The organism is Tardiphaga sp. 42S5, from assembly GCF_034044155.1.
In the GTDB taxonomy this organism is placed as follows: Bacteria; Pseudomonadota; Alphaproteobacteria; order Rhizobiales; family Xanthobacteraceae; genus Tardiphaga; species Tardiphaga robiniae.
The window spans coordinates 1,389,252-1,414,056 of the sequence record NZ_CP139027.1 but is presented as its reverse complement, the minus strand read 5'-3'; the positions used below and the strand labels follow the sequence as shown (position 1 = coordinate 1,414,056).

The window sequence follows — 24,805 nt, the reverse complement described above, 5'->3', positions numbered from 1 at the left end:
GGTTACCCATGTCTGGACGTTACCGGGTCACGCGCGATCATCCCCGCCAAGCGAGAGACGCAAGCGGCTCGAAACGCTGATAAAACGACTGAGCCGGTGGCAACAGGAGGACCGGCAAACCCAAACGCAAAAAAAAGCGCCAGCGTCAGACGTGGTTACCCACGCGTTAAAATCGTGCGTGCCGCAGGTCACTCACCTCATCGACACCTTCAGCTATAGTCGCAGCATGAGCCTTCGCCTGATTCTCAGCCTCATATTCCTGCCCGCCGTCATTGCTTCAACGCCGCTGGCGTTGGCGCAAACCAAAGGCAGCGTCGATCTGAAACCGCTGCCGCCGCTGGCCAATCCGAACGACCCGGCCATCGGCGCCAAAGAACTATTCGGCCGCAAGGTGCTGCCGACGAAATCGCCGGTGCGCGTGGTCGGCTTCTACGCCAAGGGCTGCATCGCAGGCGCCGAAGCGCTGCCGATCAACGGGCCGACCTGGCAGGTGATGCGGCTATCGCGCAATCGCAACTGGGCGCATCCGCAACTGGTCGAGCTGCTGGAGCGGCTATCGGTCAAGGCCAACAAGAACGCCGGCTGGCCAGGCATCCTGGTCGGCGACATGTCGCAGCCGCGCGGCGGCCCGATGATCACAGGCCATGCCAGCCATCAGGTCGGGCTTGATGCCGATATCTGGCTGACGCCGATGCCGAACCGCCAGCTCTCGCGCAACGAGCGCGAGGAGATGTCGGCGGTGATGATGGTGCGGCACGACCGGCTCGACATCGATCCGACCACCTGGACGCCGTCCCATCTGCCGGTGATCCGCGCCGCGGCGGTGGAGCCCAGTGTGGAGCGCATCTTCGTCAACGCCGCCATCAAGAAGGCGCTGTGCCGCGAGGCCAAGGGCGACCGCAGCTGGCTGTCGAAGGTGCGCCCGATGTACGGCCATGATTATCACTTCCACGTCCGCATCAAGTGCCCGGTCGGCAGTACCGAATGCGAAGCCCAGCCACCGCCGAACGAAAGCGAGGGTTGCAGCGCCGGCGATCTTGCTTACTGGTTCAGCGATGCCGTACTGCATCCGAAACCGCCGCCGATTCCGCCCAAGCCGAAGCCACCGATGACGCTCTCAGAAATGCCGGCTGCGTGCCGACAGGTTCTGACGGCACCGTGATCGGCCGATTGGCTATCGCATTGTCGTGAAACCGGGTTAGAACACGCCATCGTTGTGCCGTAAGCCGACGATCAACAACTGGCGCCCCTCCCGCACTCCTTCCATATCAGCCGCGGCTGTCAGCTGCCCGGCCCAATCCTGCGAGATCCAACATGCGCATCAGTGCACGCAACCAGATCAAGGGTACCATCCTCGACGTCACCAAGGGCGCAACCACATCCCATGTCCGCGTCGATATCGGCGGCGGTCAGGTCGTGACGTCGTCGATCACCAACGAAGCTGTTGACGATCTGACGCTCAAGGCCGGCGGCAAATGCATCGTCGTGGTGAAGGCCTCCGACGTCATGATCGCGGTGGATTGATCATGCGTGCGCGTCTGATTGTCGCGCTCGCGCTGCTCGGTTCGGCGCCTGCGCTATTTGGCTCGGCACCGGCCTGGGCGGCCGAACCCAGCGGCTGTGACAAGTTCAAGTGGTCGATCGACAAGGAGCGCGCTGCACTGACGGCGCAGGATCGCTCCAAGATTGCCTCTGGTGCCGACCTCGCAATTCCCGCCGCAGCGATCCTTGATTTGAAGACACCCGCCGAGGCGAAGCTGCCGACGTCCGCGGAGCGAAAGCCGAAAGACGGCACATTTGCAGGCTTTGCGCGCTTCCAGAAGGCACCGAAGGCCGGCACATACACCGTCAGCCTGTCGGCGGCGGCGTGGGTCGACGTGGTCCAGGATGGCGAGATCCTGAAGCCGATGGAGTTCAGTGGCGCGACCGACTGCGCCGGCATCCGCAAGACCATGAAGTACGATCTCGCTGCAGGTCCGTTCGTGATCCAGATCAGCGGCGTGACGGAGAACAGCATCAGCCTGGCCGTGCTGCCGTCCGAGTGACGGCAGCCTTAGAGGCCTCCGCGCCCAAGGGCCTTTACCCCCTTGGCCAGCCTGATATTATTCCCCAGCGATATCCCTGTAGACCGTAAGTCCGCGGGATTGCCGGAACGGCGCTTCCGACTGTCGCATGTCCCACCCAACCAACGCCTGAGTTGCGCGCACTTTGCGCTGCGCTCACGCATGGAGCGCCACATGAACCGTTTTGCCGGATTTTTCGCTGCGTTCTCGATCCTGCTCGGATCGACCTTCACGCCTGCCCATGCGCAGGACAAAGCCCTCACCGTGTTCGCCGCAGCGTCGATGAAGAACGCTCTCGACGAGCTCGATGCCGCCTACACGGCCAAGACCGGCGTGAAGATCACCGCCAGCTATGCTGCAAGCTCGGCGCTCGCCAAGCAGATCGAACAGGGCGCGCCGGCCGACGTCTTCGTGTCCGCCGACACCGACTGGATGGACTACGCCATCGGCAAAAAGAACATCAACACGGCGACGCGCACCGACCTGCTCGGCAACAGCATCGTGCTGATCGCAGCCAAGGACGCCAAGCTCGACAACGTCACCATCGGTCAAGGCTTCAATCTCTCCAAGCTCGCCGGCGACGGCAAGATCGCCACCGGCGATGTGAAGTCGGTCCCGGTCGGCAAATACGCAAAGGCCGCGCTTGAGAAGCTCGGCAGCTGGACCGCCGCCGAGTCGAAATTCGCCATGGCCGAGAGCGTGCGCGCCGCACTAACACTGGTCTCACGCGGTGAAGCCCCGCTCGGCATCGTCTATGCGACCGATGCCAAGATCGATCCGGGCGTGAAGATCATCGGCACCTTCCCGTCGGACTCGCACCCGGCGATCATCTATCCGATCGCTGCGACAACGACCGCAAAGACTGAAGCCGTCGACTATCTGGCCTTTCTGAGGTCATCGGCTGCAAAGACGGTTCTTGAGAAGTACGGCTTCACGTTCCTGGTCAAGCCGACGTCCTGACACGTGTCCGACATCTCCCCTGAAGAATGGACGGCGATCCTGCTTTCAGTCAGGGTCGCCGTGATCGCGACATTGATCTCGACGCCGATTGGAATCGGGGTCGCCTGGCTGCTCGCGCGACGTGACTTCTGGGGCAAGCCGATCATTGACGCCATAATCTATCTGCCGCTGGTGCTGCCGCCCGTCGTCACCGGCTATCTGCTGCTGCTGCTGCTCGGCAAACGCGGCCTTCTCGGCGCCTGGCTCGCCGAACATCTCGGCATCGTCTTCGCCTTTCGCTGGACGGGTGCCGCGCTTGCATGCGGCGTGATGTCGTTCCCTCTGCTGGTGCGGCCGATCCGGCTCTCGATTGAAGCGGTTGACCGGCGGCTCGAACAGGCGTCGAGCACGCTCGGCGCATCGCCCTGGAAGGTGTTTGCGACGGTGACCCTGCCGCTAGCGCTGCCCGGCATCCTGGCCGGCATGGTCCTCGGCTTTGCCAAGGCCATCGGCGAATTCGGCGCTACCATTACTTTCGTCTCAAACATTCCCGGCGAGACCCAGACGATTTCCTCTGCAATCTATTCCCTGATCCAGACGCCCGACGGTGACGCGGCAGCCTCACGTCTGGTGATGATCTCCATCGGCATCGCCGTACTGGCGCTTATCGCTTCGGAATGGTTCGCGCGCCGCGCGACGCAACGGCTGCATGGAAACTGATCGTGCTGCGCGTTGATGTGTTCAAACAACTTGGCGAATTTTCGGTCGACGTCGCCTTTACCAGCGAAGGCCGCGTGACGGGCCTGTTCGGCTCCTCAGGTGCGGGCAAGACCTCGCTGGTCAGCATGATTGCGGGTCTCGTACAGCCAGACCGCGGCATCATCGCCGTGGATAATGATGTGCTCTATGACGGCAGCGCGCGCATCCACATCCCGCCGCATCGGCGCCGCATCGGCTACGTGTTTCAGGATGCGCGACTTTTTCCGCATCTGAGCGTCGCGCAGAACCTAGATTACGGTCGCCGGATGAACCGTCTGACACGCGATCCCGCTGAGGAAACACGCATTACAGAGATGCTTGATATCGGACATCTGCTCGATCGCCGTCCCGGCGGCCTCTCGGGCGGCGAACGCCAGCGCGTGGCGCTGGGACGTGCGCTACTATCGCAACCGCGGCTGCTACTGCTCGACGAACCGATGGGTGCGCTCGACGAGGAGCGGAAGGCGGAGATCCTGCCCTACCTCAAGCGGCTGCGCGATGCAGGCGATGTGCCGATGGTCTTCGTCAGTCACGATGCCGACGAGATGCGGCAACTGGCGACGCAGGTCGTGATGCTGAAGCGTGGCCGTGTCGCGGCCTTCGGTGGCACCGAGATCCTGCCGCGTATCATCCCGGCAGCCTGAGCCAATCAGGCGCCGGACAGCGTGGTCCAGCCTCGCTTCAGTTTCGCCTTGAGGGCTTGCCTGCGTGTCAACTTTGGCGGCGCGGGATCTTCATCTTCGGGCAGACGCAGACCGACCACGTTGACACGCCCGCCGCCAAGGCTGCGCGCGACGAGATCGATACTGTCGATCGGCAAGGCGGCGCCAACGGTCGGCGCATGTTCGAGATGGATATCGAAATAATCGGCCAGCGTCAGCGATGACTGGGCTGGATCGACAGCGATGCCGTAAATCGCCGCAAGGTCGCCGAGAGTGATTTCACCAGACACCATGAAGTCACCAAGCAGATGCGGGTCCGGCGCCGTGCTCGGCGGCATATCGACAAAGAAGCGATCCAGCGCCTCCGCCTTTTCCGGTGGCGCCAGCAGATAGATGTAATCGCCGGCCGTAACAGGCTCGGCCTCCGCTGGCGTCAGGATGCGCTCATCGCGAATGACCAGCGTCGGCTTCGACCACGACGGAATGAGATTGCGCTTCAGGTAGAGGCTCTTCGGGCGCACGGCATAGCCGACCAGTTGCTGTTCGAGCTGACCTGGCAAATCGAGTTCGATACGGCGCGGCCCCCTGTCGGTGCGCGGCAGAGCGACATGCAGCTTCCGGGCGGCAAAAGCCAGCGTCCATCCCTGGAACAGCAGCGAGATGATCACGACCACGAAGGCGACGTCGAAGTACAGCGATGCCTTGGGCAGACCGACCAGCATCGGAATCGAGGCGAGGAAGATTGCGACGGCGCCGCGCAGGCCGACCCATGACACGAACATCTTTTCGCGCCAGTTGAAGCGGAAGGGCTGCAAACACAGGAAGACCGCGACCGGGCGCGCCACGAACATCAGAACCAGGGCAACGCCGACCGCCGGAATAATGCTGCCCACCAGCCGCTCCGGCGACACCAGAAGACCGAGCATGACGAACATCACGATCTGCGCCAGCCACGTCGCAGCGTCGAGGAACGTCACCACGGAATTATGCGCCCGCGTCGGACGATTGCCGATGATGATGCCGGCAAGATAGACCGCCAGAAAGCCTGAGGCGTGAGCGATCTGAGCCAGCCCGAAGATCACCAGAGCCGCGGTGCAGACGAAGGGCGCATGCAACCCCTGCGGCAGCGCCACGCGATTCATGGCCAAGACAACCAACCGGCCACCGACGACGCCGATCAGGGTGCCTAGCACGGCTTCCTGAACAAATTCCATTGCCACGTGACCGGCAGAGGCGTCGCCCAGCGACAGAAGCTTGACCAGCGTCAGGGTCAGAAAGACGGCGAACGGATCGTTCGTTCCGGACTCAACTTCGAGTGTCGCGCCGACCCTTGGTCTGAGGCGCAGGCCTTGCGCGTGGACCAGCAGAAAGACAGCCGCCGCGTCGGTGGAAGCCACCACCGCGCCGGTCAGCAGCGCCTGGGTCCAGTTCAGGTCGAGGGCATATTTGGCGACCGGCGCCGTGATCAACGCCGTCAACAACACGCCAATCGTAGCCAGCACCATCGACGGGGCCAGCACTGCGCGAATGGCCTGAAATCGTGTCTTCAACCCACCGTCGAAGAGGATCAGCGCGAGTGCAACCGAGCCGACCACATAGGTTGTATGGACGTCGTCAAACCGCAGTCCGCCGGGGCCTGCTTCGCCGGCCACCATGCCGATAAACAGGAAGAATAGCAGCAAGGGCGCGCCGAAGCGAAGCGCAAGCAGGCTGGACAGGATGCCGGCCATGACCAGAACTGCGCCGAGAAGGATGGCAATGCTGACGGAATCAAGTGACGCCATGAGGCTCCGAGGCCGGAAATACTTGTAAATCCATGCTTATCGTCGTCATCCCGAGACGCCAAACGTTTTCTGCGTGATATCTATTTGCAGGTATATTTCTCGGGAATTGCCCAAGGCAGAAGCTCCACTCAATGGCGTCGACGTGGTGCTTGTGTGAATCTCTACCCATCCGAATCAAATACGCCGTCCAGCGATGATTCCACACCACACGATACATTCACGAAGACGAGAGCTGCGCGATGCTTGACCTGACCGACACCCACGAATTCGTGCTGGCAACCGCACGATCGTTCGGCGCCGAGGTAACCTCGCCGTGGTTCTATCTGCAGCTCGGATTGATGATGGCCGGTGGTGGCATTGCCTTCGCCATCGGGGCCGCAATCCGCTCGCGGGTCGATATGACCTCGCTGGCGATGGGCTGGCCGGCGCCACTGCGCATGTTCATGCGCATTCTTGTCGGCAGCGCAGCCACCGCGGCCTTTGCGATCCTGATGACCCTCGACCGCGTGATCATGCTGAGCGTGACATGGCCGAGCCGCAGCTATTTGCTGTCGGTGGCCGCGAAGCTTGCACTCGCGTGGCTAGTGATCCGGCTTGTCACCAGCGTGATCCGTAACGAATTCCTGGTCCGGCTGGTGTCGATCTCGGCCTGGTTCGTGGCGGCCCTCAGCATTGTCGGCCAGTTGCAGCCGACCATCACCATGCTGGATGCGAACGGGATCGACCTCGGCGGCCTCCGGCTGACCCCGCTACTCTTGATCAAGCTCGGCGTCTTGCTCGCGGTAGCGCTATGGCTGTCGAATATTGCCAGCAATTTTCTGGAAGGCCGGATCAGGCAATCCCATGACCTCACGCCCTCGATCCAGGTCCTGCTGATCAAGCTGGTGCGCCTGCTCTTGATGGTGTTCGCCGTCGCTCTCGTCATGGGTGCGGTCGGCATCAACCTTTCGGCGCTCGCCGTGTTCTCCGGTGCAGTCGGTGTCGGTATCGGTTTCGGCCTGCAGAAAATCGTCGCCAATTTCATCAGCGGCGTGATCCTGCTGGCGGACAAATCGGTGAAGCCCGGCGACCTCGTCACCATCGGCGACAGCTCTGGCCGCATCAGTGCGATGAATACGCGTTACATCTCGGTCGCCGCGGGCGACGGCCGCGAGTTCCTGATCCCCAACGAGGACCTCATTACCCAGAAAGTGGTGAACTGGACCTATACGGACAAGGACACGCTAGTGAAGGTCAATTTCAGCGCCAATTACGATGCGGATCCGCGCGTCGTCTGCAAGCTGGCTATCGACGTCGCAACGGCATCGCCGCGGGCCAATACGGCCAAGACGCCGAACTGCATCCTCACCGAATTTGCCGAAGCCGGCATGAAATTCTCACTGACCTTCTGGATCGACTCGCCCGACGGCATGGATGCCGTGAAGAGCGAGGTGATGCTGGGACTGTGGGATGCCTTCAAGCGTGAGGGCATCCGCGTGCCCTATCCGGTCCGCGAGCTGAAGATCCGTGGCGGTGCACTACCGGTCGAAACCATTGTCGAAGTCGCATCCGGTCCGGAATAGTTCCGATGAAGCTACAGGCCGATCTGGTTCCAGCGACGCTGCTGCGGCGCTACAAGCGCTTCCTTGCCGATGTCGAGCTCGCCGATGGCACCATGATCACCGCCCATGTCGCCAATCCCGGCGCGATGCTCGGCCTGCAGACGGCCGGCGCGCGGGTCTGGCTGTCGAAGTCACCGAGCAAGACCCGCAAGCTGCCTTTTTCGTGGGAGCTGATCGAAGCCGATTTCGGCAATGGCCCGGAGCTGGTCGGCGTCAATACGATGCACCCCAATGCCATTGTCGCCGAGGCGCTGGCCGCCAATGCGATCCCCGAACTTACCGGCTACGACATCATCCGCCGCGAGGTGAAATATGGTGCGGCATCGCGGGTGGATTTCCTGCTGGAACACCCGTCACGGCCGCCCTGCTATGTCGAGGTCAAGAACGTCCACATGATGCGCCAGCCCGGATTGGCCGAGTTCCCGGATTCCGTCACCGCGCGCGGCGCCCGTCATCTCGACGAACTGGCCGCCATGGTCGCTGCGGGTGCACGGGCCATGATGCTGTTCGTGGTCCAGATCGGCTCGTCCACGGCTTTTGCACTGGCGCGGGATATCGACCCGGCCTATGGCCGCGCCTTCGACAAGGCCCGCGCCGCAGGCGTCGAAGCCATCGCCTATACCTGCCAGATCGACCACGGCAGCATCGTTCTGGCCGGCCGAGTGCCGATTCAGCCATGAATATGGCCGGCTTGGGAACCGAGCGATGAGATCCCGGAGGGGCTGCTTTGGCTTGCGCTGACCGCCCCAGCCATTAAATTGGGGCCTCAAATAACACATTCCCGTCGCATCCTGCCTGGCAAGATCACCTGATGAGCTACGTCGAAGCCTCCGAAACCTCCCAGCGCAAAACCGGTCAGATCAAGCTGCATGGTCCCGCCGCTTTTGCTGGCATGCGCAAGGCCGGCGCGCTGGTGTCGCAGTGCCTGGACGAGCTGACCGATCTGGTGAAGCCGGGCGTGCTGACCTCGGCGATCGACGACTTCGTCCGCGAATTCGCCTTCAGCCATGGCGCCTTCCCGGCCACGCTGATGTATCGCGGCTATCGCTATTCGACCTGCACGTCGATCAATCACGTGGTCTGCCATGGCATGCCCGGCGACCGTGCGCTGAAGGAAGGCGACATTGTCAATGTCGACGTCACCTTCATCGTCGAGGGCTGGTATGGCGATTCCAGTCGCATGTATGGCGTCGGCGAACTCGCCCGCAAGGCGGAGCGTCTGGTCGAGGTTACCTATGAATCGCTGATGCGCGGCATCGCCGTGGTCAAGCCCGGCAATACCACCGGCGACATCGGCCATGCGATCCAGAGCTTCGTCGAACCGCAGCAGATGAGCGTGGTGCGCGACTTCTGCGGCCATGGCCTCGGCCGCATGTTCCATGACGAGCCGAATATCATCCATGTCGGCCGCCCAGGCGAAGGCGTGACCTTGCGCCCCGGCATGTTCTTCACCATCGAGCCGATGATCAATCTCGGCAAGCCGCATGTGAAGGTTCTGTCCGACGGCTGGACCGCCGTGACCCGCGACCGGTCGCTGTCGGCGCAGTTCGAGCACACCGTCGGCGTGACGGCGACCGGCGTCGAGATTTTCACGCTGTCCAAGCGGCATAACGAACAGCCGCCCGTGCCCGCCGCCTAAACTTCAAATCGCCACACGACATCGAACACTTTCTGGTTGCAAATGCAGCCAGGCACGGCATGCTCGCGGATAATGTCCATGCGAGCGTTTGCGCCACATGCCCGTCAGCCCCATCGATCCGACTGCGCCGCCGGGTCTTGCCGAAGCCCCGCACTATCATGGCCATCGGGAGCGACTGCGGGAGCGCTTTCGCAGCGTCGGCGCCGATGCGCTGAGCGACTACGAGCTGCTGGAAATGGTGCTGTTCCGCGCGCTGCCGCGCCGTGACGTGAAACCGCTGGCGAAATCGCTGATCACCAAGTTCGGCTCCTTTGCCGAAACCGTGCATGCCCCGGACACGCGGCTGCGCGAAATCGGCGGCCTCGGCGAAGCCGCCATCACCGAGATCAAACTGATCGCTGCTGCCACCAGCCGCGTTGCCAAGGGGCAATTGAAACAGCGCACCGCATTGTCGTCATGGGCCACGGTGATCGACTATTGCCGCACGGCCATGGCCTTCGCCGACAAGGAGCAGTTCCGCATTCTGTTCCTGGACAAGCGCAACCAGTTGATCTCGGACGAGGTCCAGCAGGTCGGCACCGTCGATCACACACCGGTCTATCCGCGTGAGGTCGTGAAGCGCGCGCTCGAACTGTCAGCGACGGCCATCATCATGGTGCACAATCATCCTTCCGGCGACCCGACACCGTCGCAGGCCGATGTGCAGATGACCAAGGCGGTGATCGATGTCGCCGCGCCGCTCGGCATCGCGGTACATGATCACATCATCGTCGGCAAGCACGGCCATGCCAGCCTTAAGGGGCTGAGGCTGATCTAAGGCCAATCAGAACACTTAGTTTTTGATGGTTTTGACGTATTCTTCTGCTGCTCGAATGCCGCTCTTTGCCTTGAGTGTTAAAGCAGTTGTCCGCGGCTTCCATTCGGACACCAGTTTTTCTGCGTTCTTGAGTTCTTGTTCGGACAACAGTGCAGCCATCTCATTCACATTTTTCGCGGGCGCCAGCTTCGAGAGTTTGAAATACGCATACGACAAAGACAGATCCTTTGGCGTTCCTTTTCCGGCAGAATACAAACGGGACAAACCAAAGAGTGCACCGGGATATCCCTGATCGCCCGCCCTCTTCCACCACTTGAGCGCTTCTTCCGAATTTCCTCGCCTGTCATACAGATTGGCGACATCGTGCTGGGCAAGCGCGTAGCCGGCTTCGGCAGAAACAAGCTTATATTTTAAAGCTTGATCCGTGTCAGACTCCACGATGCCTGCGCCTTGCCCGTCATAGTAACAACCAAGCTTGTAGGCTCCCAACGGGTCGTTCAACGCAGCCGATTTTTGAAACCACTCAAAGGCCTGCCTGCGATCCTGTTGTGTGCCGATGCCATTATTGTACATCATGCCCACATGATATTGCGCCTCTGCATCTCCCTTGTTCGCCAATGCGACCATTGCATTGAAGGTGTCTGCGTCATTTGCACTGGCAGGCATTGAGAAAAATAAAAGGCACGAAAAAGCCAAGGCGAAAAATTTCATCTCACCCTCCAATCGGGTTTGAACCATTTCATCTTGGTCACTCATAACGGAAATAGGTTCGAGGAAGCTGATTTGAACCGGACGGATTGATGCGTAGGGCGCAATCCGGGCAACGACTTCTCCTCGTCGTCCCCGCAAAAGCGGGGACCCATACACGCCGCGGCGTCATTTGGAGTGCTGTCGTCGTGGCTCGCCGTTACAATTGCGCATGCCGTGGTTATGGGTCCCCGCTTTCGCGGGGACGACAAACGAGAGTGTGCGGACGACCTACTGCCGCAGCAGGATCAGCGGATCGGCACTATCCGGCACGCGGCGCCATTGGGCATTGTCGTCTGCTTCGAAATGCCAGATCTCACCGGATGTTGACATCATCAGCAGCTCGCCGCGTTCGAGGCGCCACTGCTTGGGATTGAAATTCGCCACAAGGGGGTCGCAGCGCGGCTTCAGGAACACGGCGAAGTTATCCTGCGTCGTCTCGGTATTGGTCAGCGTCAGACCGCAGACCACGCGGCCGCTCCCGCGCACCATCGACCAGTCGCCAATCATCTGGTCCATCGACTTGGTCAGCGAGCGGGCCGCCGCCAGATTTTGCAGGATATAGACACCTTCGCCCGTGCGAATGCCCTCAAAGATGCCGCTCTCCACCTCGGTGAAATCGATCACCGCTTCGCCCGTCGGATTCTGCAGCCGGACGATATCGAGCCCCTTGATGTTCCAGGCCGCGATATCCTTGGTGAAAGGCAGCGCCTTCGCGCAATCCGGTTCGAGTTCGAGCTTCAGCCCCTGCGGCGACGTGTCGTTCTTCAGCGTCACCACGCAGGTCTTGCTGCGTTCGGTGGTGGAGAGCTCCCACTGCCCGATCATGTTTCTTCGAAGGGTGGCAGCATCCTGAGCTCGCGCCGGTGCGCCGACGAGTATCACGCCGGCAACTGCCAGCGCAAAATATCGACAGCGCACCGACGCGTGTCCCACGATCAGCGCCCCTTTATCGGCGTTTCCGCAATCGGCGTCGTCGGCGCCTTGCCGGCGAACCAGAGCTTGAGGTTGTCGACCACCAGCTGATCCATCGCGTTGCGCGTCACCACCGACGCCGAGCCGACATGCGGCAGCAGCACGACGTTCTGCATCGACTTCAGCTCGTCCGGCACTTTCGGTTCCTGCGCGAACACGTCGAGGCCAGCAGCCAGAATGGTACCCGATTTGAGCGCCGCAATCAGTGCAGGTTCATCGATGACCGAACCGCGCGCGATATTGATGATGATGCCGCGCGGACCGAGCGCCTGCATGACTTCCGCATTGACGAGATTAGCCGTCGACGGCCCGCCCGGCGTAATGACGATCAGCGTATCCACCGCCTTCGCCATCTCGATCAGGTTCGGATAGTGCTTGTGCGAGACGCCAGCCGCGGGGTTCCGCGAGTGATAGACCACCTGTACCAGCGAGGCGTCGAGACGGCGCGCGATGGCCTGACCGATGCGGCCCATGCCGACCATGCCGACCCTGCGATCACGCAGCGAGCCGACCGTGAGCGGATAAGGCTGTGTCAGCCACAGGCCCGAACGGACATATTTATCCGCCTTGATGAATTCGCGGGCAGTGGCGATGAACAGGCCGAGCGCCGTATCGGCAACTTCCTCGGTCAGCACGTCCGGCGTGTTGGTGACGAGAATGTTGTTCTCGGCGGCATATTTCGCGTCGATGTGGTCGTAGCCGACGCCGAACGAGGAGATGATCTCGACCTTGGGATATTTCGCCAGCACGGCGCTGTTGGTCGGCACCAGGCCGGTCACGGCGATGCCGCGGATTTTCTCGGCCACACCCGCCGGCAGCCGTTCGAGATCGTGCTGGGTTTCATATTTATGCAATACGAACTGATCCGAGAAACCGTTATTGATCAGCGGCTTCGTTGGCCCGTAGATCAGCAGGTCGATCTTGTCCGAAGAGATTCCCGTCCCCATTATTTTTCCTTTCGCAGTGCACTCTCATGCCAGCGCCGCAACACAATGTGGGATACCAGCGCGAGCAGCATATAAATCACAATCCCCGCAACGGACAGCAACAATAACGCGGCGAACATTCGGGGAATATTGAGGCGATAGCTGGATTCCGAAATGCGATAGGCGAGGCCTGAACCAGCGCCCGCCGCACCTGCGGCGATTTCCGCCGCCACCGCGCCGATCAGCGACAATCCGCCCGCAATGCGCAATCCGCCAAGTATGAATGGCAATGCCGCCGGAAGCTTCAGATAGCGCAGCACCTGCCAACGCGATGCGCGATAGAGCTGGAACAGACCGGCCAGATTGCGATCCACCGAATTGAGGCCCAGCGTCGTATTGGCCAGCACCGGGAAGAACGCCACGATCCAGGCGCAGACAACAACGGCCGTCTGCTGCGGCAGATAGATGAGCATCAGCGGCGCGATGGCGATGACGGGCGTCACCTGCAGCACGATGGCATAGGGCAGCAGCGAATATTCCAGCCATTTGGACTGGTTGAACAACAGCGCCAGCGCGATGCCACCGATGGCCGCGGCGATGAAGCCTTCGAGCGCGGTCAGAAGCGTCACACCGAGGGATTCAGACAGAACCGGCCAGTCGGCGATGAGCGTCTTGAAAACAAGTAAGGGGCCGGGCAGCAGATAGGGCGGGATTTCGCCGATCCGGACGACGAGATCCCACAAAACGATTCCGGCGATGAACACGACCACCGGCCAGACGATGCGCTGCCATTGCATATCGCTGCCCGGCACGACCGAACCGCGATCGACTGTGGGCAGTGGCTCCAGCCCTTTCATGCCCGCGCCTTTGTCTCGTTGAATGCCGCGTCACTGGCCGCCATCAGTGCTTGCGAAACATCGCGGCAATAGCCGGCATAAGCCATCGAGGTGCGAAACGCGTCGTCGCGCGGTTCGGCGGATTCGATACGGCGTTCGGCGCTGACGCGACCAGGTCGCGAGGTCATCACCACAACGCGCTGAGACAGATAGACCGACTCGAACACCGAATGGGTGACGAAGATGACGGTCTTGCCGAGTTCGCGCCATAGCGCCAGCAGGTCGTTGTTGAGCCGGAAGCGCGTGATCTCGTCGAGCGCCGCAAACGGCTCGTCCATCAGCAGGATATCCGGCTCGGTCACCAGCGCGCGGGCCAGCGACGCCCGCATCTTCATGCCACCCGACAATTCGCGCGGATAGGCTTCGGCAAAGTCCGCGAGACCGACCTGTGCGAGCACCTCATCCACCCGCGCCGTCGACTGCGCATCCGGCATATGTGCCAGCTTCAGCGGCAGTCGCACATTTTCCCGGATCGTGCTCCATGGCATCAGCGTCGGCTCCTGGAATACGAAGCCAATAGCGTGACCGCTCCTGTGTGCGGCCACATCCAAAGTGCCGGCAGACGGCGCGATCAGACCGGCGATCAGGCGCAGCGCGGTGGATTTGCCGCAGCCGGACGAGCCCAACAGCGAGACGAACTCGCCCTTGCGAATGTCGAGATCAAGCGGCCCCAGCGCCACGGTGCCGTTGTCATAGACCTTCGTGACACCGCGCAGGCGGACGGCGGTGGGGGCATCGCTCGACGACAAGGCAGGTTCGACCATCTGCCGGGCTACTTCTTCGGCCGGAGATCGAGACCGACACCCTTGTTGATGAACTGCAGCGTATAGGCCTTGCGATAGTCGATGTCTCGCTTGACCACGCCTGCGCGTGACATCTTGTCGAAGAAGCTGGCAACACGCGCTTCGCTCATCGCACCGATACCCTCTTTGAGCGTGTCACCTGAGTCGACGATACCGTATTCCTTCATCTTGGCGATGGAATAGGCCAGCAGGTCATCGGTCATTTCCGGGTTAAGCTTCTTGATGACCTCATTGGCGGCTTTGTTATCGCCATAGAGATAGTTGTACCAGCCAATCATCGAGGCATCGACGAAACGCTGGACAAGGTCCGGCTTCTTGTCGACCCATTCGCGGCGCGTTTCGATCAATGTCGAATAGCCATCGAAACCGTAATCCGCGAGCAGCATCACGGTTGGCTTGAAATTGGCCTGCTTCTCGACCACGAACGGCTCGGACGTGACATAGCCCTGCATCGCGCTGTTCTTGTCGACGATGAAAGGCTGCGCATTATAGGTGTAAGGCTTGACCTTGGACGCGCTGAAGCCAAGCTCGGATCGCATCCATTGGAAATAGCCGGCGACGCCCTCCTTCGAGATCAGCAGCGTCATCGGCTTGAGGTCTTCGAGCTTGATCACCTTGGGATTGGGATGCGCCAGAAAGACCTGCGGGTCCTTCTGGAAGATCGCGGCGACAGCGACCACCGGCACATTATTGGCGACGGCATCGAAGGATTGCAGCGTGTTGGCGCTCATGAAGAAGTCGAGCTTACCCGAGATCAACAGGATGCGATTGTTCACGTTCGGCCCGCCCGGCACGATGGTGACGTCGAGCCCGTAATTCTTGTAGGTGCCGTCCGCGACCGCCTGGAAGAAGCCGCCATGCTCAGCCTCGGCCACCCAGTTCGTTCCGAAACTGACCTTGTCGAGCCTGGTTTCCGCCGCGGCAGGCGACCACGCGGCCATCACGGCCAGTGCGCCAATGGTTAACGCGCGCAGCAGGGATATCGGGCTCATATTGGACTCCGTCGACCGTTATGGCCCATGATAGGAAGCAATCTGCTGCCAGACTACCCTGCAAAATTGACCAAAGAAACGCACCTCGATGACTGCCAACATGCCGCCCCGCGACTGGACTGCCATTCACTGGCCCGACATCGCCCAGAGCGATCCGGCCTCCTGGATTGCAGTGCTGCCATTGGCCGCGACCGAACAGCACGGACCGCACCTGCCCCTCGGCACCGACGTCATGATTGCGGAGGCCTATCTTGCAGAGGTCCAGCACCTGCTGCCTGCCGATATTCCGGCGACGTTTCTGCCGCTTCAACCTGTGGGCATTTCAACCGAGCACCTCGCCTTTCCCGGTACGCTGACCCTGCCGACCGAGATCGCATTGCAGACCTGGACTGCCATCGGCGAAAGCGTCGCGCGCGCCGGCGTTCAGAAACTCGTGATCGTCACCAGCCACGGTGGCAACAGCGCGGCGATGACGCTCGCGGCGCAGGATCTGCGCGCCGAATACGGCATGCTGGTCGCCACCACCGGATGGAATCGGTTCGGTGCGCCGGATGGATTGTTCTCGGACGACGAACTGCGTCACGGGATTCATGGCGGCGCTGTCGAGACATCGATCATGCTGGCGCGCTATCCGCAGCATGTGCGCAACGACAAGATCGCAAACTTCGCGTCGTCAGCGATCGCGATGGAGAAGACCTATCGCTGGCTGTCGGCAAGCCGGCCCGCGCCATTCGCGTGGCAGGCCGAAGACCTCCATCCCAGCGGCGCGATTGGCGACGCCACGCAGGCATCAGCCGACAAGGGCGAGAAGCTGCTCGTCCACGGCGCAAAGGCCTTCTGCGAATTGCTAGCGGACATGCATCGCTTCGACGTGACAGCGTTTGATCGCGAGCCGGATGCCGGCACGTGAGATGTGGTTAACCGCGGATTGCGCGATTCACGCGACGACATATTCCGCGCGGATGACGACACAATCCTGAAACCAAATAGTTCGACCGGGTCTCGAACCCGATCCGTTTGGGCTCCGACTGATTGGCATGCAGCCACGATGGCTGCGCTCAAACAGGATGGAGTTATCCCATGTCGATCAAGTCCAAGATTGCTGCTTTCGCTCTCGTTGCTCTCACCGCTGCCGGCACCATGGCATCGTCCCAGCAGGCTCAGGCCAAGGGCCCAGGCATCGGCTTCGGCATCGCGGCCGGTGTAGTCGGCGCCGCAGTCGTCGGCAGCGCCATTGCCGCCAACAACGGCTATTACGGTTACGGATATCGCTGCGGTTGGGTCCGCCAGTATGACGGCTACGGCAACTATGTCGGCCGCGTCCGGACCTGCAACTACTAATCTCTTGATCGACTGACGTGGATTTGCGTCCGACACGGGCGCCTCATCCACCCCGTGTCGCACCAGACCCGCTCGGTTGTCCCCCGAGCGGGTCATTTTTTTGCGCTCGCCAAATGCCTTTCGAGCCGTGCCGGCCAGCTGCTGTTATCCAACCGTCATGATCGGCTGCCACTGAAACATGCTTCTCCAGCTGCTTCTTGCTATTGCGAATTAGTTGCAATTATAGTCAGGGAGTCGACAGGTTGCTCATTCTGTTTCGTTTTGTCTCATGACGACCCTCGATACCCCCAACGTTATGGGCGAATCGGCTATTTTTTTGGAATATCAAACGGTTCGTCGCATGATCGGCGAGGACCTGGAGCGAGAGATGGCGGCCGCATGATGTACACCGACCGACCGCGAGCATTGTCATGAAGCGCATTCTGGCCGGTTTCGCGCTGGGTGCACTGGCATTTGAAGGCTCCGCGATCGCGGCTGATATCTCGCCCGGCATGGCGCTGAAGGCACCTCGCAACCTGCCCGTTTACGACTGGACCGGGTTTTATCTCGGCGGTCACATCGGCTATGGCGGCGGCAGCTTTGGTCCCGGCAGCAATGCGCTGCCCGCGCAGGGCGTTCTCCTGCCGCCTTCGCCGACCGGCCTGATCGGCGGCTACCAGATCGGCTACAACAGGCAGCTCAGCAACAACGTCGTGCTGGGCTTCGAGGCCGACGCCACGTTCAGCAGTCCGCAAGACGCTGCGCGGTTGATGCCAGAGCCTTTCCATACGACCTTCGATTATTTTGCGACCGCACGCGGCCGTATCGGCTACGCCTTCGGCGCGCTGATGCCTTACGTCACCGGTGGCGTGGCGTGGGGGCGCACCAAGCTCAATCTCAATGATGCCGACGGCGACCTCATATCATCGGCGACCCGCACCCATTTCGGCTGGACCGCTGGCGCGGGAGTCGAATTTGCTGTCGGCGGTAACTGGACGGCCAAGGTCGAATACGCCTATCTCGATTTGATGCGGCAGACCTATGACCTCGGCAATGCCGGGCTGCCGAATGTGAGCGTTGATCCGAATATTCACACCGTCAAAGTCGGCTTGAACTATCGGCTGTGGGGCACGCCGCCATGGTTGCCGTCAGCCCCCATCGTCGGCAAGACCGTGCTGCCGGAATCGACAGACTGGAACGTTCACGCCCAGACCACCTTCATCGCGTCCGCCTATCCGCGGATTCGCTCGCCCTATGAAGGCACCAACAGCCTTCCCGGCGGCGGCCAAGGCCGCGAGACCTTTACAACGACGGCGTTTCTCGGCTGGCGACTGTGGCAGGGCGGTGAGCTCTATCTCAATCCCGAGCTGGCGCAGGGCTTCGGCCTCAACTCCACGCTCGGCCTCGCCGGCTTCCCCAATGGCGAGGCGCAAAAGGGCGGCGCGCCGTTTCCACGCTTTCGCATGCAGCGCTATTACTTCCGCCAGACGCTTGGCCTCGGCGGCGAACAGGAAGACGTTCCCGACGCCGCCAATCAATTGGCTGGCAAGCGCGATATCGACCGCATCACACTCACGGTCGGACGCTTCGCGGTGGGTGATTTCTTCGATGGCAATTCCTACGCCAAGGATCCGCGCGCCGACTTCATGAACTGGGCGATGTGGTCATCGGCCGCTTACGATTTTCCAGCCGATCTGCCGGGCTTCACCCGCGGCGCCATCGTTGAACTGAACCGCAAGGACTGGGCGATCCGAGCCGGCCTGTTTCAGGTGCCGGCGCAGCCTAACAACGACGTCCTGACGTTCAAGACTGGCGGCGCGGTCGTCGAATTCGAGGAGCGTCACCAGATCTTCGACCAGCCCGGCAAGCTGCGCGTCGGTGCCTTCATCAATCGCGGCAATACCGGAAGCTATCGCGGCGCGCTGGCGATCGAGGCCAATGATCCCACGCTGGATATCAACGACGTGATGTCCTCGATCCGCCGGGCCAGCGATAAATACGGCTTCTACGTCAACGGTGAGCAGCAGGTTGCCACTGACGTTGGCATCTTCGGGCGCGTCAGCTGGAACGATGGCCAGAACGAGATCCTGTCCTTCACCGATATCGACCGCAGCGTCTCTGCCGGCATCTCGATCAAGGGTAGCCATTGGGGCCGCGCCAATGACACGATCGGCCTTGGCGGCGCGATCAACGGCCTGTCCGCTGCGCATCGCGACTTCCTCGCCGCCGGCGGCAACGGACTCCTGATCGGCGACGGACGACTGAATTACGGCACCGAGCGCATCCTCGAAACCTATTACGCCTATGCCATCGACAAGAACTTCACCCTCACGGCCGACTACCAGCTGATTGCGAACCCTGCCTACAACAAGGATCGCGGGCCGGTCTCGATCTTCTCAGGCCGGCTGCACGGCGAGTTCTGACGACACATCCTGCGCCGTTTGTAGCCGAGATGAGCGCAGCGCTATCCGGGCTACGATAATCTAGGCCGAACGCTCCAGGGCTGCCGGCAGGAACGAGCCCGCTTGCGCCATTTCCCATGCATCGCGAAAGCGCTTGTCGCCAGTGCCATCGACCAGCTCGTTGTGGCGCAGTGCCGGATACATCCGCGTGAAGGACAGGACGTCGGTGCTCGAGGCGCGGTGCGAGAAATGGATCGGGCGAATATCCTGCGGATGAGCGAGCCCGGCTGCTGCGATCAGCTCAGCCAGCGCATGCAACGTCGCCTCGTGATAGTTGTAAACGCGATCGGTCTTCTGTGGCACGGCCAGCGCGCGATTGCGCGTGGGGTCCTGCGTCGTGACGCCGGTTGGGCAACGATCGGTGTGGCAGCTCAGTGACTGGATGCAGCCCAATGCGAACATGAAGCCCCGCGCCGAATTGCACCAGTCGGCACCGAGCGCCATGGCGCGGGCGATATCGAAGGCGGTCGCGATCTTGCCGGAGGCGCCAATCTTGATGCGGTCACGCGCGCCGATGCCGATCAGTGCATTGTGCACGAAGTTGACACCCTCGCGCATCGGCATGCCCAGATGGTCCATGAATTCCAGCGGCGCCGCGCCCGTGCCGCCTTCATTGCCATCGACCACAATGAAATCCGGATAGATGCCGGTCTGCAGCATCGCCTTGCAGATCGCGAGGAATTCCCAGGGATGGCCGATGCACAGCTTGAAGCCGGCGGGCTTGCCGCCGGACAGACGGCGCATCTTGTCGATGAACTCCATCATCTCGATCGGTGTTGAAAACGCCTTGTGATAGGCCGGCGAGATGCAGTCCTCACCCATGGCGACGCCGCGGATGCGCGAGATCTCTTCCGACACTTTCGCCGCAGGCAACACGCCGCCGTGGCCCGGCTTTGCGCCCTGGCTGATCTTGAGCTCGACCATTTTGATCTGATCGTTGACGGCAAGCTTCGCGAAGGCGTCGGGATCGAAGTTGCCATCACGCGTGCGGCAACCAAAATAGCCGGAGCCGACCTCCCAGATCAGGTCGCCGCCGTTCTCCTGATGATACGGACTGACGCCGCCTTCTCCAGTGTCATGCGCGAATTCACCACGCTTGGCGCCGGCATTCAGCGCGCGGATCGCATTGGGGCTGAGTGCACCAAAGCTCATAGCCGAGATGTTCAGTACCGAGGCCGAATAGGGCTTGAGGCAATCCGGGCCGCCGATGGTGATGCGGAATTGCTCAGTTGCATGCGGCCGCGGCGCGACCGAATGGTGCATCCACTCATAGCCCTCTTCGTAGACGTTCTTCTGGGTGCCGAAGGGACGCTTGTCGAGCACCATCTTGGCGCGCTGATAGACCACCGCGCGCGTGTCGCGGCTGAACGGCATGCCATCCTTTTCGCTCTCGAAGAAATACTGCCGCATCTCCGGACGGATTTCTTCGAGCAGGAAGCGGATATGCGCCGAGATCGGATAGTTGCGCAGAACCGCATGGTCCTTCTGCAGCACGTCGTGAATGCCGAGCATGGTCAGGCCGCCAAAGACGATGACCGGGATGACAACGAGAGGGATGACCTTGGGGTCGTGAATGCCAATGCCGACCAGCAGCAAGGTGGCGACACCGCAGATCGTCAAAACGATGAAGCGCGGCGAGAGGGGAAGCATCAACGTTTCCATAAAAATCCTGCCTGACATGAATGGCGCTAGCGTTACACAGACCCGATGACGCAAACATCACAGGCGCGTTGCCGCAGAGCATCGCGCCAGAGTGCCCAATCTATCGCGCCACGCTCAATGAATCGTTGCAAAAAGCGAGGGCCCCAGACGACAAAACCCGCGCCGGAGCGCGGGTTTTGCAGTGCAGTGAATCTTGATAGTGTCGGCTGCCTTAGCGCTCGACGAACGCCTTCTCGATCACGAAGTGGCCCGGCTTCGAGCCGCTGCCTTCGATGAAATCGCGCTCTTCGAACATGATCTTGAGATCCTCGAGCATGCTCGGGCTGCCGCACAGCATGATGCGGTCGGTCTCGATCGAAAGCGGGCCCTGGCCGATGTCGTTGAACAGCTGCGACGACGCGATCAGGTCCGTGATCCGGCCGCGGTTGCGGAACGGCTCGCGAGTGACCGTCGGGTAATAGGTGAACTTGTCCTTCATCAGTTCGCCGAACAGCTCGTCCTCGGCCAGCTTGGCGACCAGGCGCTCGCCATAAGCGAGTTCGGAAACCTGACGGCAGCCATGCACGAGCACCACATGCTCGTAGCGCTCATAGACGTCCGGGTCCTTGATCAGGCTGGCGAACGGCGCGAGGCCGGTGCCGGTGGAGAGCATCAGCAGGCGCTTGCCGGGCAAAAGATTGTCGGTGATCAGCGTGCCGACGGCCTTCCGGCCGACCAGGATAGTGTCGCCTTCCTTGATCTTCTGCAGGCGCGAGGTCAGCGGACCATCCGGCACCTTGATGCTGAAGAATTCCAGCTCTTCTTCGTGGTTCGCGCTGGCCATCGAATAGGCGCGCAACAGCGGCTTGCCATCGACTTCCAGGCCGATCATGGCGAACTGGCCGTTCTGGAAGCGGAACGAGGTGTCGCGGGTGGCTTTGAAGCTGAAAAGTGTATCGGTCCAATGCTGGACAGAAAGAACTTTCTCTCTGTGAAAGGCGCTCATGAGATTTGATTTTCCAGTGCGGGCTTTTTTAGAACAAGTCCATTGTTTGCCGCGTCACGATGCCGAGAAACCATTGCGGCTATTGGCTAATTTTGGTTCTCGCAGCTGCGAATGACAATTAGTCAAAGTAGCCATGAAGTGCAATTGCGGACTGAGGGAGGCGGTCGATTAATTTCCAAAGCAGGTTACCCATGCAGCAGCAGCCCATCTGACCGCGACATTAAATTACCCGATATGGGAGGTTTCGTTCAGTTTCTTGCCGGACACCGTTAATGGTATCCGGCTGGATCGCGTGATCCCGATCCGGTAGTTTCCGGCCACCTCGTTAAAGTCGTCGCAGGCGGCTTTTCGTTCAATCGTCGGCCTGGTCCTTGATGACATCCCTTCGCGACATCCGGGCCGGAAAGCCCCCATCCTATCCCGACCAGTCGATCTATGCCGAATACGCTTGCCGCCAGTTCGGGCTGGAATTCGCCGAGGTCGATGGCGGAACGGGCCTGATCTTCACCGTCGGCCGCAATGGCAGGAGCGCATCCTTCGGCGCCGGACGCGGCTCGTTCTTTCCGCAGAACAACGCCACGGCTGCGACGCTGGCGAATGACAAGTATTTCGCCAATGTGCTGATGGAGCGCGCCGGCGTCCCGACTTTGGGCGGGAAATACTTCTTCCTGCATGAGCGTTATCGCGCCCATCGCCCGCCCGGCCACGAACATGCCGACGCCGTCTGGCATTTCGCCGAACTCGGCGACCGGGCCTTCATCAAGCCGCTGATGGGATCGCGCGGCGACTTTGCGGAAATCGTCGCGGGCGGCAATGCGCTCATGGCCTATCTCAGGCAGGTTGCGCAGTATTATGACGCGATCCTGATGCAGCGCATCTATACCGGCCAGGAATATCGCGTGTTCATCCTCGACGACGAGGTCGTGTATTGCGCGCAGAAGACGTCGCCCTTTGTGACGGGCGACGGCAAGGCGACGCTCAGGCAATTGATCGCCGCGGAGACGTCCGCGCTGGACCGCCACGGGATTTCGTCGGCCGCCACAGGTCTCGATGACACCTCCCTCGATCGCGTGCTGCCATACGGCGAGCGGCGCGCGATTCCCGGCCGGATGAATCGCAGCGCAGGCGGCAGCATGAGCTTTGCGGCGCCGGGCAACGAGACTGTCGCCTTTGCGATGGCGCTGCAGGCCGCCAAGGCGCTGGGCCTGCGCGCTGGCGCGGTCGACCTGTTTACGGATATCGACGGCGATGCTGCGGCCTTGCGCGTGATCGAGGTCAATGCCAATCCGTCGATCCGCTTTCTCGAAGACAGCGGCCGCGAGGATCTGATCCTGCGCATCTGGCGGCATACATTTACGGCGATTGGCCTGCTCGATGTTTAACCTGCCCAAATATGGCGACGGCCTATGCCTCGCCCGGCTGGCGATGCTGCTCAACGCGCTGTCGATCGACCGTGTCAGGCTGCGCAAACATTCCGTCGTCGTCACCGGCTCCAACGGCAAGGGCTCGACCGCGGCATTCTGCGCCAGCATCGGACGCGCTTTCGGCCTGCGGACGGGCCTGTTCACGTCACCACATCTCTATCGCTTCAACGAGCGCTTCCAGGTCGACGGCGTCCCCGTCGATGACGAGTTGCTCGAAGCCCTCGTCCTGCGCGTGGCCACTGCCATCGCCGATCTCAAGCAGCACACGCTGCATGAGACCTTCGGCGCCTTCGAGGCGCAGTTCGCGCTGGCCTGCCTGTATTTCCAGGAGACCGAATGCGAATTCGCCGTGTTCGAAGCAGGCATCGGCGGACGTTACGATCCGGTTCGGCTGGTCGGCGCCGACATCACCTGCGTCACCTCGGTCGATCTCGAACACGTCAACCTGCTCGGCAACTCGCTGGAGCTGATCGCCTGCGACAAGAGCGATGCCTGCATTTCGGGCGGCACCGTCGTCTACGGTGAGAACTGCCTGCCCATGCGCGGCAATCTCGCCGAGTACAATCGCAACCGCAACGTCACCGGCCTGCATATCGGCGACGAGATCACGATCAGCAACGTCTTTACATCGGCCAAGGCCCAGGCCTTCAACTGCCGGCTGGGCGCATTCGATCTGCGCGCGCTCGAACTCATGCTGGCCGGCGAGTTCCAGCTCAACAATGCTGCCATTGCGGCTGCGCTGTTCATTCTCTGGATGCAGCGCATGCATCCGGATGCGACCACCAGCGCCATCGATCTCGCGGTCCGGACCGGGCTGCGCGATACCAGATGGCCAGGACGGCTCGAGATCGTTCAGCGCGATCCCCTGACCGTCATCGATGTCGGCCATACGCCCGATGGCGTCGCACAGGCCCTGAAGAGCCTTCGCGCCATCCATGGCGATGACAACTGGTTGCTGGTGCTCGGCGTCTCCGGCGACAAGAATGTCGATGATATCGCCAAGCATCTCGCGCCCGTCTTCGATACGATCGTATGCACCCGCGCCTATCACAAGGGTGCAGACGCGCGCGTGGTCGGCGCTGCGGCGCGCAAGGCTCATCCGGCGGCGCGCATTCATGTGGCCAATGCCATGGAAGACGCGGTGCGCCTCAGCCAGCAACTGGCGCGCGCCGTGCCGCGCAAGATCTATGTGGCGGGTGGACTGTTCGCGGCGATCGAATACGCCACGGTGCTGCGCGGCGGCCGCGCGCAAGATCTGGTATTTTTCTGAATTTCACGCTCGTCATTCCCCGCTATCGGGCAAGTAGTTGAAGACCAACGAACCCACCACGATGCCCGGCGCCATCGCG

General features: G+C 61.4%; 24 protein-coding genes. 15 read left to right on the top strand and 9 right to left on the bottom strand.

Annotation, left to right across the window (positions count from 1 at the left end; genetic code table 11):
- The first annotated feature begins 226 nt into the window (after positions 1-226).
- The 6 genes from mepA to modC all read left to right on the top strand — a co-directional run bounded on the left by mepA (position 227) and on the right by modC (position 4,405).
- The gene (gene mepA / locus SFY93_RS06575; protein ID WP_320447708.1) at positions 227-1,162 is read left to right on the top strand and encodes a penicillin-insensitive murein endopeptidase; all 936 of its coding nucleotides are present in this window, start codon (positions 227-229) and stop codon (positions 1,160-1,162) included.
- Positions 1,163-1,314: 152 nt separating this feature from the next.
- Positions 1,315-1,524: a TOBE domain-containing protein gene (locus SFY93_RS06570; RefSeq protein WP_320446481.1), complete on the top strand. Its 210-nt coding sequence runs from the start codon at positions 1,315-1,317 to the stop codon at positions 1,522-1,524.
- 2 nt (positions 1,525-1,526) lie between these two features.
- Entirely contained in the window at positions 1,527-2,045 is a 519-nt protein-coding gene (locus tag SFY93_RS06565; protein ID WP_320446480.1) for a hypothetical protein, read from the top strand.
- A 192-nt stretch (positions 2,046-2,237) separates the two neighbouring features.
- On the top strand, positions 2,238-3,023 hold the full coding sequence (modA, locus tag SFY93_RS06560; RefSeq protein ID WP_320446479.1) for a molybdate ABC transporter substrate-binding protein: 786 nt from the start codon (positions 2,238-2,240) through the stop codon (positions 3,021-3,023).
- A 3-nt stretch (positions 3,024-3,026) separates the two neighbouring features.
- Positions 3,027-3,722, top strand: a complete 696-nt coding sequence (modB, locus tag SFY93_RS06555; RefSeq protein ID WP_320446478.1) for a molybdate ABC transporter permease subunit — start codon at positions 3,027-3,029, stop codon at positions 3,720-3,722.
- A 2-nt stretch (positions 3,723-3,724) separates the two neighbouring features.
- The gene (gene modC, locus SFY93_RS06550) at positions 3,725-4,405 is read left to right on the top strand and encodes a molybdenum ABC transporter ATP-binding protein (protein WP_320446477.1); all 681 of its coding nucleotides are present in this window, start codon (positions 3,725-3,727) and stop codon (positions 4,403-4,405) included.
- Positions 4,406-4,410: 5 nt separating this feature from the next.
- Here the strand turns inward: modC and SFY93_RS06545 are convergent, their stop codons facing one another.
- Positions 4,411-6,207: a potassium/proton antiporter gene (locus tag SFY93_RS06545; protein ID WP_320446476.1), complete on the bottom strand. Its 1,797-nt coding sequence runs from the start codon at positions 6,205-6,207 to the stop codon at positions 4,411-4,413.
- Between the two features lie 239 nt (positions 6,208-6,446).
- On the opposite strand from SFY93_RS06545, the gene SFY93_RS06540 reads away from it, so the two are divergent.
- The 4 genes from SFY93_RS06540 to radC all read left to right on the top strand — a co-directional run bounded on the left by SFY93_RS06540 (position 6,447) and on the right by radC (position 10,264).
- On the top strand, positions 6,447-7,769 hold the full coding sequence (locus SFY93_RS06540; RefSeq protein ID WP_175368541.1) for a mechanosensitive ion channel family protein: 1,323 nt from the start codon (positions 6,447-6,449) through the stop codon (positions 7,767-7,769).
- Positions 7,770-7,774: 5 nt separating this feature from the next.
- Positions 7,775-8,488 (top strand): DNA/RNA nuclease SfsA, encoded by a 714-nt coding sequence (sfsA, locus tag SFY93_RS06535; RefSeq protein WP_320446475.1) that lies wholly within the window; start codon positions 7,775-7,777, stop codon positions 8,486-8,488.
- Between the two features lie 131 nt (positions 8,489-8,619).
- The gene (map, locus tag SFY93_RS06530) at positions 8,620-9,447 is read left to right on the top strand and encodes a type I methionyl aminopeptidase (RefSeq protein ID WP_320446474.1); all 828 of its coding nucleotides are present in this window, start codon (positions 8,620-8,622) and stop codon (positions 9,445-9,447) included.
- A gap of 97 nt (positions 9,448-9,544) precedes the next feature.
- On the top strand, positions 9,545-10,264 hold the full coding sequence (gene radC, locus SFY93_RS06525) for a RadC family protein (protein WP_320446473.1): 720 nt from the start codon (positions 9,545-9,547) through the stop codon (positions 10,262-10,264).
- Positions 10,265-10,279: 15 nt separating this feature from the next.
- Here the strand turns inward: radC and SFY93_RS06520 are convergent, their stop codons facing one another.
- The 6 genes from SFY93_RS06520 to SFY93_RS06495 form a co-directional block, all read right to left on the bottom strand.
- Positions 10,280-10,975: a tetratricopeptide repeat protein gene (locus SFY93_RS06520; protein WP_320446472.1), complete on the bottom strand. Its 696-nt coding sequence runs from the start codon at positions 10,973-10,975 to the stop codon at positions 10,280-10,282.
- Between the two features lie 267 nt (positions 10,976-11,242).
- Entirely contained in the window at positions 11,243-11,932 is a 690-nt protein-coding gene (locus SFY93_RS06515) for an AprI/Inh family metalloprotease inhibitor (RefSeq protein ID WP_320446471.1), read from the bottom strand.
- A 17-nt stretch (positions 11,933-11,949) separates the two neighbouring features.
- On the bottom strand, positions 11,950-12,933 hold the full coding sequence (locus tag SFY93_RS06510; RefSeq protein ID WP_320446470.1) for a 2-hydroxyacid dehydrogenase: 984 nt from the start codon (positions 12,931-12,933) through the stop codon (positions 11,950-11,952).
- Positions 12,933-13,709 (bottom strand): ABC transporter permease, encoded by a 777-nt coding sequence (locus SFY93_RS06505; protein WP_320447707.1) that lies wholly within the window; start codon positions 13,707-13,709, stop codon positions 12,933-12,935. The genes SFY93_RS06510 and SFY93_RS06505 overlap by 1 nt, the downstream gene beginning before the upstream one ends.
- A 56-nt stretch (positions 13,710-13,765) precedes the next feature.
- Positions 13,766-14,572 carry an ABC transporter ATP-binding protein gene (locus SFY93_RS06500; RefSeq protein ID WP_320446469.1) on the bottom strand — a complete coding sequence of 269 codons (807 nt, stop codon included), beginning with the start codon at positions 14,570-14,572 and terminating at the stop codon, positions 13,766-13,768.
- A gap of 8 nt (positions 14,573-14,580) precedes the next feature.
- Positions 14,581-15,603, bottom strand: a complete 1,023-nt coding sequence (locus SFY93_RS06495) for an ABC transporter substrate-binding protein (protein WP_320446468.1) — start codon at positions 15,601-15,603, stop codon at positions 14,581-14,583.
- A gap of 88 nt (positions 15,604-15,691) precedes the next feature.
- Between SFY93_RS06495 and SFY93_RS06490 the strand changes: the two genes are divergently transcribed.
- The 3 genes from SFY93_RS06490 (at position 15,692) to SFY93_RS06480 (ending at position 19,346) form a co-directional block, all read left to right on the top strand.
- Positions 15,692-16,513 carry a creatininase family protein gene (locus SFY93_RS06490; protein ID WP_320446467.1) on the top strand — a complete coding sequence of 274 codons (822 nt, stop codon included), beginning with the start codon at positions 15,692-15,694 and terminating at the stop codon, positions 16,511-16,513.
- 170 nt (positions 16,514-16,683) lie between these two features.
- The gene (locus SFY93_RS06485) at positions 16,684-16,944 is read left to right on the top strand and encodes a hypothetical protein (RefSeq protein ID WP_068733822.1); all 261 of its coding nucleotides are present in this window, start codon (positions 16,684-16,686) and stop codon (positions 16,942-16,944) included.
- A gap of 410 nt (positions 16,945-17,354) precedes the next feature.
- Entirely contained in the window at positions 17,355-19,346 is a 1,992-nt protein-coding gene (locus SFY93_RS06480; RefSeq protein WP_320446466.1) for a carbohydrate porin, read from the top strand.
- A 60-nt stretch (positions 19,347-19,406) separates the two neighbouring features.
- On the opposite strand, the gene SFY93_RS06475 is transcribed toward SFY93_RS06480, so the two are convergent.
- On the bottom strand, positions 19,407-21,047 hold the full coding sequence (locus SFY93_RS06475; RefSeq protein ID WP_320446465.1) for an FMN-binding glutamate synthase family protein: 1,641 nt from the start codon (positions 21,045-21,047) through the stop codon (positions 19,407-19,409).
- A 211-nt stretch (positions 21,048-21,258) separates the two neighbouring features.
- Positions 21,259-22,032: a ferredoxin--NADP reductase gene (locus tag SFY93_RS06470; protein ID WP_089266309.1), complete on the bottom strand. Its 774-nt coding sequence runs from the start codon at positions 22,030-22,032 to the stop codon at positions 21,259-21,261.
- A 374-nt stretch (positions 22,033-22,406) separates the two neighbouring features.
- Here SFY93_RS06470 and SFY93_RS06465 point away from each other — a divergent pair, with 374 nt between their 5' ends.
- Together SFY93_RS06465 and SFY93_RS06460 are read left to right on the top strand one after the other, a co-directional pair.
- Entirely contained in the window at positions 22,407-23,414 is a 1,008-nt protein-coding gene (locus SFY93_RS06465) for an ATP-grasp domain-containing protein (protein ID WP_320446464.1), read from the top strand.
- The gene (locus tag SFY93_RS06460; protein ID WP_320446463.1) at positions 23,407-24,726 is read left to right on the top strand and encodes a bifunctional folylpolyglutamate synthase/dihydrofolate synthase; all 1,320 of its coding nucleotides are present in this window, start codon (positions 23,407-23,409) and stop codon (positions 24,724-24,726) included. The genes SFY93_RS06465 and SFY93_RS06460 overlap by 8 nt, the downstream gene beginning before the upstream one ends.
- Positions 24,727-24,805 lie beyond the last annotated feature (79 nt).